The 1,851-nt window shown below is 60.5% G+C and carries 2 protein-coding genes and 1 pseudogene; all 3 read left to right on the forward strand.

All coding sequences use genetic code 11. From position 1 onward, the window contains the following. The coding region (locus GFB48_RS17055; protein WP_163938640.1) for a transposase at positions 1-164 on the forward strand (164 nt) is incomplete at its 5' end. Positions 165-230: 66 nt separating this feature from the next. Further along, positions 231-1,196 (forward strand): IS5-like element IS1405 family transposase, encoded by a 966-nt coding sequence (locus GFB48_RS17060; RefSeq protein WP_016723619.1) that lies wholly within the window; start codon positions 231-233, stop codon positions 1,194-1,196. Between the two features lie 188 nt (positions 1,197-1,384). Continuing rightward, positions 1,385-1,851 (forward strand): annotated as a pseudogene (locus tag GFB48_RS17065) (IS5 family transposase); the annotation flags it as partial.

Below are 1,851 nucleotides of genomic sequence, written 5' to 3' on the forward strand. Positions count from 1 at the left end.
AGCGACTGGGCCGGCATCGATGGGTTGTTGAGCGCACGCATGCTTGGTTTGCCGGCTTCGGCAAGCTACGCATCCGCTTCGAACGACGACTCGATATTCACACCGCGCTCCTTTCACTCGCCGCTGCAATCATCTGTTCTCGATTCGTAGATGACTTGTGTTAGGGATAGTGTTCAAAACTCCCGCAAGCGCGGGCAGTCGAAGGAAGGTTCGCAACGCTGGATGAACCCATGAAACAAAGCGACCTTGGCCTGGACCTGAGCAACCGACGCACGCGCAAGCAGGTATTTCTGGATGAGATGGAACGTGTGGTGCCGTGGCAGGCGTTTTTGGCGTTGATAGCGCCGCATGCGCCGGTCAAGGCGACGGGTCGGAAGCCGTTTCCAGTCGAAACGATGCTGCGCATCCACTTTCTGCAGCAATGGTTCGGGCTGACGGACGTGGCGATGGAAGAGGCGCTGTACGACGTGCCGTTGTATCGGCAATTCGCGGGGCTGGGAGGCATAAGCCGACTGCCGGACCGGGTCAGCATTCTGCGCTTTCGGCACTTGCTGGAGCGACACCAATTGGCCGAGCAATTTCTGCAGACGGTCAACGCGCAACTCAGTGCGAAGGGCTACCTGCTCAAAGAGGGCACGGTGGTCGACGCCTCGCTGATTGCCGCGCCCAGCTCGACCAAGAATGGCAGCGGCAAGCGCGACCCCGAGATGCACCAGACCAAGAAAGGTAACCAGTGGCATTTCGGAATGAAAGCGCACATTGGCGTGGATGCGGACTCGGGGCTGGTGCATACCGTGCTGGGCACGGCCGCCAACGTCAACGACGTGACGCAAGCGCATGCGTTGGTGCACGGTAAGGAGGCCGACGTATTCGGCGATGCCGGCTACCAGGGCATCGACAAGCGCGAAGAGGTGCAGAAGTTGAAGGTGCGTTGGCATGTGGCATTGCGACCGAGCAAACGCCGCGCCTTGGACAAGAACACCGTGTCGGGTGCGCTCGTCGATGAGTTGGAGCGGGTCAAGGCGCGCATTCGTGCTCGCGTAGAACATCCGTTCCGGGTCATCAAGCGCCAGTTCGGGCATTTGAAGGTGCGCTATCGAGGCTTGGTGAAGAACACGCAGCAGTTACATACGTTGTTTGCCCTGAGCAATCTATGGATGATGCGCGGACGACTGATGCGTGAGGCCCGCGCATGAAGGAACACCGCCCCGAGCGGGCGGGAATCGGCCTCTCCATGCTGCGCGTAGCGTTCCGTTCGCGTCAGGCTTCGCATCGTCTGTTACGCATCCGCTCCGCTTCGATGACTCAGTTCGACGGAATGAGTTCTGAACACCATCCCTAACACAACTGGACATGGAGCGAGGCAAACCGTATCGTGCGGGGCATGTCGAGAAGAAGAATCAGCAAGGAATTGTGGGCGGTGCTTGAATCGTTGATACCGGAATTCGTGCCGTCGGCCAAAGGCGGACGCCGCCGCTCGGTCGACGACAGAGCGGCATTGAACGGCATCCTGTTCGTGCTGCAGACCGGTATCCCTTGGGAGGACTTGCCCCAGGAGCTTGGTTTTGGCAGCGGCATGACTTGCTGGCGACGGCTGCGCGACTGGCAAGCCGCTGGGGTATGGGACAAGCTGCATGTGGCGATGCTTGGCCACCTGCGCGAGCATGATCAAATCGACTGGAGCCGGGCCAGCATCGACGGGGCAAGCGTGTCCAGCCCCCGGGGGGCCAGGAAACCGGCCCGAACCCGACTGATCGAGGCAAGCTCGGCAGCAAACGACACCTTGTCGTAGACGCCCAGGGTATTCCACTGGCCGTCACGGTGACCAGCGCGAACCGGCACGATTCGATC

The organism is Paraferrimonas sp. SM1919 (genome assembly GCF_010993985.1).
Classification (GTDB): domain Bacteria; phylum Pseudomonadota; class Gammaproteobacteria; order Enterobacterales; family Shewanellaceae; genus SM1919.

What these genes read in the sequence shown, in the direction of transcription:
- GFB48_RS17060 (WP_016723619.1), top strand. Translation starts at nt 231, where the DNA reads ATGAAACAAAGCGACCTTGGCCTGGACCTGAGCAACCGACGCACGCGC.